Annotated in this window: 6 protein-coding genes; 2 read left to right on the top strand and 4 right to left on the bottom strand. The window is 71.5% G+C overall.

From position 1 onward, the window contains the following. Window positions 1–82: 82 nt before the first annotated feature. Window positions 83–1,333, bottom strand: coding sequence for an urea ABC transporter substrate-binding protein (gene urtA / locus A6R01_RS08325; protein ID WP_292604996.1), 1,251 nt, complete (start codon window positions 1,331–1,333; stop codon window positions 83–85). A 197-nt stretch (window positions 1,334–1,530) separates the two neighbouring features. Here urtA and A6R01_RS08320 point away from each other — a divergent pair, with 197 nt between their 5' ends. Beyond that, window positions 1,531–3,069, top strand: coding sequence for a hypothetical protein (locus A6R01_RS08320; RefSeq protein WP_292604995.1), 1,539 nt, complete (start codon window positions 1,531–1,533; stop codon window positions 3,067–3,069). An 81-nt stretch (window positions 3,070–3,150) separates the two neighbouring features. Here A6R01_RS08320 and A6R01_RS08315 read toward each other — a convergent pair whose 3' ends face one another. Then, the gene (locus A6R01_RS08315) at window positions 3,151–4,431 is read right to left on the bottom strand and encodes an oxygenase MpaB family protein (RefSeq protein ID WP_292604994.1); all 1,281 of its coding nucleotides are present in this window, start codon (window positions 4,429–4,431) and stop codon (window positions 3,151–3,153) included. Between the two features lie 45 nt (window positions 4,432–4,476). Between A6R01_RS08315 and A6R01_RS08310 the strand changes: the two genes are divergently transcribed. After that, a complete protein-coding gene (locus A6R01_RS08310; protein ID WP_292604993.1) occupies window positions 4,477–5,082 on the top strand; it encodes a TetR/AcrR family transcriptional regulator in 606 nt (201 codons plus the stop codon). Window positions 5,083–5,139: 57 nt separating this feature from the next. Here the strand turns inward: A6R01_RS08310 and A6R01_RS08305 are convergent, their stop codons facing one another. Both A6R01_RS08305 and A6R01_RS08300 read right to left on the bottom strand, forming a co-directional pair. Beyond that, complete coding sequence (locus tag A6R01_RS08305; protein ID WP_292605001.1) at window positions 5,140–5,805, bottom strand: metallophosphoesterase; 666 nt, start codon at window positions 5,803–5,805, stop codon at window positions 5,140–5,142. 178 nt (window positions 5,806–5,983) lie between these two features. Further along, window positions 5,984–7,705 (bottom strand): sulfatase-like hydrolase/transferase, encoded by a 1,722-nt coding sequence (locus A6R01_RS08300; protein ID WP_292604992.1) that lies wholly within the window; start codon window positions 7,703–7,705, stop codon window positions 5,984–5,986. Window positions 7,706–7,734 lie beyond the last annotated feature (29 nt).

Below are 7,734 nucleotides of genomic sequence, written 5' to 3'. Positions count from 1 at the left end.
GTCGGGGGCTGGTCGGGGGCCGGTTCCGGGGCCACCGCGTCGGCGGTGGCCCCGGACCGGGTGGGGCGGGGTCAGGCGGCGATCACTCCGCGCTCGGGTCCCACCAGGAGTAGCCCTCCAGGAACGGGTCGGGCTCGATCGGCGAACCGGAGGACCAGACGACGTCGAACTGGTTGTCCTCGTTGATCTGACCGATCAGCGCGGTCTTGGCGATGTGGTGGTTCTCGCCGTCGATCGTGACGGTGCCCTCGGGGGCGTCGAAGCTGACCCCGTCGGAGGCGGCGTTGACGTCGTCGACGTCGAAGGACTCGGCCTTCTCGACGATGACCTTGTAGAGGTACAGCGAGGTGTAGGCGGCTTCCATCGGGTCCGATGTCGGACGGTCGGACCCGTACTTGGCCTGGAAGGCGTCGATGAACGCGGCGTTCTCCGGGCTGTCGACGGACTGGAAGTAGTTCCACGCGGCGTACTGGCCGGTGACGCTGTGGCCCATGGCCGGCGCCTCCTCCTCGGCGATCGAGACCGAGATGATCGGCGAGGTCTCCGCGGAGAGGCCCTGCTCGTAGTAGGCCTTGATGAAGCCGACGTTGGAGGAGCCGTTGATCGTGTTGAACACGAAGTCCGGCTTCGCCTTCACGATCTTGGCGACCTGCGTGGTCCAGTCGTCGTCGTCGAGCGGGACGTACTCCTCACCGACGATCTCGATGCCCAGCTCGGCGGCGTACTGCTTGATGATCTTGTTGGCCGTGCGCGGGAAGACGTAGTCCGAGCCCGCGAGGAACAGCGTCTCCACGCCCTCGGAGGCCAGGAAGTCCATCGCGGGGATGATCTGCTGGTTGGTCGTGGCGCCGGTGTAGTAGATGTTCTCCGAGGCCTCGAGGCCCTCGTACTGCACCGGGTAGAACAGCAGCCCGTTGTTGGCCTCGACGACCGGGAGCATCGCCTTGCGCGACGCGGAGGTCCAGCCGCCGAAGACCGCCGCGACGCAGTCGCCGGTCAGCAGCTTCTCGATCTTCTCGGCGAAGATCGCGGGGTCGCTGGCGCCGTCCTCCTCGACGGCCTCGATCTGCTTGCCGAGGATGCCGCCGTCGGCGTTGATCTCCTCCATGGCCAGGCCGAGGGAGTCGCGGACGGTCTGCTCGCTGATCGACATCGCGCCCGAGGTGGAGTTGAGGAACCCGAGCTTGATGGTGTCGCCGGAGGTGTCGACGCAGCTCTCGGCGGCGGTGGTGCCCTCGTCGGACTTGTTGCCGCAGGCAGCCAGGCTGAGTGCGGTGAGGACGGCGAGCGCTGCGCCTCCGGCAGCGCGGCCGCGGGTACGGGTGGTGAACACGGCAGACCTCTCGGTGGGGGTGCGGGTGGGGCTGTGCGTGGTGTGCCGTGAAACCTAGGAACGCCGGATTTCGGGTTACTACCAAATGGAATTAATTCGGTGTTACGGGTCTCGCACACCCCGGGCCGCGCCGTAACCCCGGGCGCTGATGGGCCGTTGAGGCTGCAACCCCGACTCCCCTGAGCGAAGGACCATCCATGTCTCGCGCCGGACACCCCGCCCTGCGGGCCCTGCTCGCCCTCGGCCTCGCCGCCGTCGCCCCCGTGCTGGCAGTTCCCGCCGTCTCCGCTCACCAGGCCGGCGACCTGCCGACCAACACCCGCGGAGTCCAGGTGGCGACCGAGGGGGAGGGGATGGCGATGGAGTTCGTCGCCAACCTGCAGTACAACGACTCCGGCGAGGCCCAGAACGGCTCGGACATCGAGTTCATGCGGCTGGGCAAGAAGGAGTACGCCCTGGCCGGCACCCTGCGAGAGGGTCTGCAGATCATCGACATCACCAAGCCCCGCAAGCCCACGCGGGTCGCCGTCTACGACTGCGCGATCTCCCAGGGCGACATCCAGGTGTGGACCCGTCGCGGGCGGGTGCTCGCCAGCTACACCGCCGACGGCAGCGTCGGTGCGGCCGGCGCAGCCTCGCAGTGCGGTCGTGACCTGGACCTGTCCGCCGACGACGCCGGCACCGTGATCGTCGACCTCACCAAGCCGCGGAAGCCGCAGAGCGTGAGCTTCCTGCCCGTCGGTGCGGGGTCGCACAACATGACGATCCACCCGAGCGGGAAGTACCTCTACAACTCCAACTCCGACCTGCTGACCGCCGGCGTCTCGCCCTTCATCACGATCTACGACATCAGCGCGCCCACCAAGCCGCGCTTCGTCCAGGACTTCGGGATCCCGTTCGTCCCGACCTCGCTGGGCTCGGAGTCCCACGACATCACCTTCAGCGCCGACGGCACCCGCGCCTACTCCGCGGCGCTCTCGCAGACGCTGGTGCTGGACACCACCGACCCCGCCGACCCCGAGATCATCGGTCAGATCGTCGACCCCACGGTCAACGTGGCGCACCAGGCCGACCCGATCACCATGAAGGACTCCGACGGTGTCGAGCGCACCATCCTCGTCGTCACCGACGAGCGCGCCGGCGCGGCGGCCTCGGTCGAGTGCCCCGGCGGCGGCCTGCACCTCTACGACATCACCGGCGACCTCGAGACCGCCCCGGCCAAGATCGGCGCGTGGTTCGCGCCTGCGTTCTCGGTCCAGGACGGTGCGACCTGCACCTCGCACGTGCTGCGGATCTACCCGCGCCAGAAGCTGATGACCATCGCCTGGTACGCCCAGGGCGTGCGCGTCATCGACCTCTCGGGTCTCGCCGACGTCGCGGCGGACCCGCTCGCGAACCCGCTCTCGATCGCCTTCGGCGACGGCGTCGGCATGACCGAGGTCGGCTACTACACGATGCCCGACAGCGACTCCTGGTCGTTCAAGACCAACAAGATCAAGCGCAACGGCTCCTTCTACGGCTACAGCAACGACCTGGTCCGCGGCTTCGACGTGTTCAAGTACGACGGCAGCACCATCGGCACGGTCAAGCCGCTGAAGCCGAAGAACCTCAAACCCAAGGCCTCCGCCCGCGTCGAGGGCTCCGGCCGCTCGGCCAGCCTGGCGCTGCTGGTCCCGGCGGCACTCGGCGGGCTGGTGCTCCACCGGCTCGGTGCTCGCCGCCGGCGTACCGCCTGATCCAGCGACGCTCCATGCCGAGCCGAACCGGCGCGACCTTCCGGAAGTTCGCGCCGGTTCGGTGTCGAGCAGGGGTCTGCGTCAGCGGAGGGCGGCGACCTCGGGGGCGTCGTCGCCGAAGTAGCGGACCATCAGGTCGGCGACGACGCGGTCGCCCCAGCGCTCCAGGACGCGGCGGCCACCGGGGAGGCGACGCAGCACCTGGTGGCGCACCGTGTGACCGGCGATGACCAGCGGGTGTGCCCACGGTGGGCGCAGCGGCAGGCCGAGCTCCTTCATGCTGGTGGGGCCCAGGAAGACGGTGAGCATCGAGAGCAGCCGCTCCCGCTCATAGCGCGCGCGCAGCGGCGCGAGGGGGCCCCACTTCCGGAAGTCGAGCTCGAGCTGGGCGTCCACGGCCGAGCGGGTGAGCTGGCCGCCGGCCTCGGTGAGCGGTCCCTGGCTGATCAGGACGTGGTAGTTCAGGCGGTGCCGCTCGCGCTCGGTCTCGACGAGGAACTCGTCGTCGACGCCCATCAGCCAGCCGACGTAGCGCCACAGGTGCATGACCGCGGCGGACTCGTGCCGGCTGACCGGCACGCCGAGGGCGCGTACGCCGATGAGGACGACCCCGTCGAAGAGCCCGAGCGTCGAGGCCTGGTCGGCCTGGTTGATCGGCAGGCCCCAGCGGTCGACGTCCCAGCGCGCCTCGAACCCGTGGTTGACCAGCGCGTGCATGGCGCGCACGTGCAGCGTCAGCCGCCACCCCTCGGCGTGCGGACGCATGCCGCCCGGTTGGGTCAGTGATGTCACCCAGCGCTGGGTCTCCCCGAGGCGTCGTCGCGACTGCCCGCCGGTGAGCGCGCCCGTCTGCACGAGCAGGTCGGTGGGGCCGCCGAACCGGTATCCGCCGAGCAGCGAGAGCTGGAGCCCGACGTCGGCGGCGGCCCGCCCGAAGCGCCGGTAGGCGCGGGCGCCGGCCTCGACGAGGTCCCAGTCGACCCACTCGGGCACCTGCTCGACGGTCGTCATGAAGTCCACGAGCGCGGGCGCGGGGTCGTCCACCGCGTCCAGGCCGTGGTGCAGGGCGGTGTCGAGGTCGGACATCGAGACCCGGCCGGGCTCGCCCGCTCGCGTCCGGATCGCCTCCGCGAGCCGCCGGCCGAGCTCGTCGCGACGTCGCAGCGCCGCGCCGATGCGCAGCATCTGCTCCTCGTCGATCTCCTCGACGCCGGCGATCCGCTTGAGCAGCGTGCCCATCTTCGTGGCACGGGCCTCGCCCTCGCGGTAGCGGGTCGGGAACGGCTGGCCGGCGGTGATCTCGGGGGCGGGGGCGGGCGTGGTCGCTGAGGCGGAGCCGGGCTGGACGGGAGCACTCGTCATGCCACGATCCTGACGCGAGTGATCACTCGCATACAATTCGCGTCCATGAGGAAGGTGCCGCAGCAGAGACGATCCCGGGAGATGGTCGAGCGGATCGTCGAGGCCGGTCGCGCGGTGCTCGCCGAGGAGGGGTACGACGCCTGCTCGACCAACCGCATCGCCGCCCGGGCCGGGGTGAGCCCGGGGTCGGTCTACCAGTACTTCCCCGACAAGGCCGCCATCGTGGCCGCGGTCATCGAGGGCTGGTCCGACGAGACCGCCGAGCGGGTCGCGGCCTCCCTCGCCGACCGCGTGGGGGAGCCCGGCGGCATCGGCATGGTCCGGGCGACGATCGAGGCGCTGCTCTCCGCGCTCGAGGCCGACCCCGAGCTGCTGCGCGTGGTGAGCGAGGAGCTGCCGATGGCGCAGCACAAGGAACGTCGTACGGCGCTGGAGCGGCGCGTCCGCGAGCTGACCGCGACCTGGCTGGCCGTCCGGCCTGGGGCCTCGACCGCGCCGGACCCGGCCGTGAGCGCGTGGGTGCTGGTCCTGGCCCTGGAGAACCTCGCGGTGCGGTGGGTGCTCGACTCCCCGCCGGTGCCGCGCGAGCGGCTGGTCGAGGAGCTGGTCGCGCTGGTGACCGGCTACCTGTCGGCCCCTCGCCCCGGCTGACCGTGCGCGAGCGACCTCTCGGCCGTGCGCGAGCGACCTCTCGGCAGGCCCGGCCCGCTAGATCTCGAGTCCCAGCGACCTCACGAGCGCGGCGAGGTCCACGCCCTTCTTCGACAGCAGCTCACGTCGGTCCTCGGGGGTGAGGGCCTGGACCTGCGGGGCCACCGAGAGCGGGTAGCCGTCGATCTCGGGGGCGTCGGTCACCGGCACGACCGTGTGGACCACGCGGTCGTCGTAGACGTGGACCATGTTGACCGCCTGGTGGCCGTCGGCGGCGGCGAGGTAGCGGTCGGCGGGGGTGAGGTCGGAGGCGTAGCAGGTGGCCGAGGCCACCGAGACCGGGATGCCGGCGAAGAGGCTGTGGCTGGTGAAGTGGAAGTGGCCGCCGAGGATCGCCCGCACGTCGGTGCCGGCCAGCACCTCGGCCAGGGGCTGCTGGTCGTCGAGCTCGATGATCTGCGCCGGCGGCAGCATCGGCACCGGGATCGGCGGGTGGTGCATCGCCAGGATGGTGCCGTGCGGCGCTGGCTCGGCCAGCACGTCGGCGAGCCAGGTCAGCTGCTCGGGCGTCACCTCGCCGTGGTGGTAGCCGGGCACGGTGGTGTCGAGGGCGACGATCCGCAGGCCGGCGACCTCGTGGACGCGGTCCTGCGGGGCCGAGGGGTCGGCGTCGGGACCGAAGAGGCCGCGGGCGTAGGGCTCGCGCTCGTCGTGGTTGCCCATCGTCCACACGGGTCGACGCGGCCGAGCCGCTCCAGGGCGGCCACGAGCCCGGCCTCCGGGTCGACGACGCCGTACTGCAGCTGCCCGGCGGCGAGCAGGTGCGGGTCGCTGAGGTGGGCGACGACGTGGGTGGGGTCGGGGTGCTGACCGAGCGGGACCGTCACCTCGTCAACCCTAGTCAGCGGTAGCCGTAGGTGCGGTCGATCTGCTCCCAGTAGCCGCGCGTCCAGTCCGCCACGGTGGCGGCGTCGGCCTGGTGGGCGGCGGGGGCCGGCTCCTGGCATCCCGCACCGGAGCAGTCGCGCAGTCGCTGCCAGGCCTTCTCGAGGTCCTCGCGCACCTGGCGGTGCTGCTTCGAGCGCCAGAGGTTGTGGTGCTGCAGGGGGTCCTCGACCAGGTCGTAGAGCTCCCCGAAGCCGTCGCGGTACAGCGTCATCGACCACCTCGCCGTGCGCAGGCCGATCGAGGAGCGCTTCCCGAAGGCGGCACTGCGACCGCCGGCGGTGTGCGTGGCCTCGGTGAGGACCGGGACGGACCACCCGGTGTCCCCGTCGACCAGAGACGCCAGGAAGGACGCGCCGTCCGCCTTCCGCGGCGCCTTCGCGTCGGCGAGGTCGAGGATCGTCGCCGTCAGGTCGGGGGTGTCGACCGGGTCGTAACGGCGGTGACCGCCGTCGCCGCGACCGCGCATGCCGGGACCGGTGACCAGGAGCGGGACGCGCAGCGAGGGCTCGTAGGCCCATACCTTGCCGGTGCGGAAGCGGTGCTCGCCCTGCAGCAGGCCGTTGTCGGAGGTGAAGACCAGGACGGTCCGCTCCCACTCGTCGTCCGCCTTGAGCCGACGGACCAGGCGCGAGACCTCCTTGTCCATCACCCACACCGACTCCGCGCGCTGCCGGGCCGCCTCGCGCATGGCCGCGAGGTCGCGGCCGGTCATCGCCGGCATGCGTCGCACGGCCCTGGGCTTGTCGGAGACGTCGCCCTCCGTCGGCGACCCGGTCCTGGCGATGCCGGGTGCCCGGTCGATCACGTCGTCGAAGCGGCCACGGTGGCGCGGTGGGACGTACGGCGTCGGGAAGCGGTGCTCGAAGCCGTCGGCGTCGCGCCAGGAGGCCGGGTCGTCGTCGTCGCGGGGCGCCCCGTGGTGGGGGGCGATGTGGTTGACGTAGAGGAGGAAGGGGCGACCGCTGCGTGCCCGCCGCTCGGCGAACCGGCCGGCCATCTGCGCGGAGAGGGAGCCGATGACCTCGGTGGAGTACTGACCGCGGTAGCGGTTGTCGATGCGCCCGTCGTGGTTGAACGCGATGTCGGTGTAGACGTAGGTCCCGCCGTGGAAGCCGGCGTTCCCGGGGTTCTCCACCGCACCGCGCCACTCGTCCCAGCCCCGGGGCACGTAGCGGTGCGAGGGCTGGCCGCTGACCTTCGACCGGTCCAGGCCGTAGCGGTTGAGGTACTTGCCGAGGAAGCCCGTGCGGTAGCCGGCTGCCTGCAGGGACGTCGCCACCGTCCGCGAGTCGTCGAAGGCGCCGTAGCCGTAGGGCGGCTCGTGCCAGTAGACCCCGTGGTTGTGGGCGTGCTGGCCGGTCAGGAAGGTGGCGCGCGCCGGGCAGCACAGCGGGTACGGCGCGAAGGAGTTCTCGAAGGAGATCCCGGTGCGGGCGAACATCCGCCGCGTGCGTGGCATCCACTGCAGGTCGTCGACGCGCAGGTCGTCGGCCATCACGACCACGATGTTGGGACGCTCGTCCCGTTCTGGCGCCCGGCCCGCAAGACCCGGGAACGCCGCAGGTGCCGCAGCGGCCGCGCGCGGCGCCGGGCCGGCCGGCGTCGCCGGCGCGGACCAGAGGGTCAGGCAGGCGGCCAGGAGCAGGGGAGCGGCGAGCGCGCGCGGACGGGGCACGACCGCACGCTAACCCGGTTCTTCACCTC

Origin of the sequence: Nocardioides sp. REDSEA-S30_B4 (genome assembly GCF_001627265.1) — a bacterium.
GTDB lineage: Bacteria > Actinomycetota > Actinomycetes > Propionibacteriales > Nocardioidaceae > Nocardioides.
Note: the sequence above shows the minus strand (reverse complement) of the source record. Positions and strands in the feature narration are given on the sequence as shown.

What these genes read in the sequence shown, in the direction of transcription:
- A6R01_RS08305 (WP_292605001.1), bottom strand. Translation starts at nt 5,805, where the DNA reads ATGGGCAACCACGACGAGCGCGAGCCCTACGCCCGCGGCCTCTTCGGT.
- A6R01_RS08310 (WP_292604993.1), top strand. Translation starts at nt 4,477, where the DNA reads ATGAGGAAGGTGCCGCAGCAGAGACGATCCCGGGAGATGGTCGAGCGG.
- A6R01_RS08315 (WP_292604994.1), bottom strand. Translation starts at nt 4,431, where the DNA reads ATGACGAGTGCTCCCGTCCAGCCCGGCTCCGCCTCAGCGACCACGCCC.
- A6R01_RS08320 (WP_292604995.1), top strand. Translation starts at nt 1,531, where the DNA reads ATGTCTCGCGCCGGACACCCCGCCCTGCGGGCCCTGCTCGCCCTCGGC.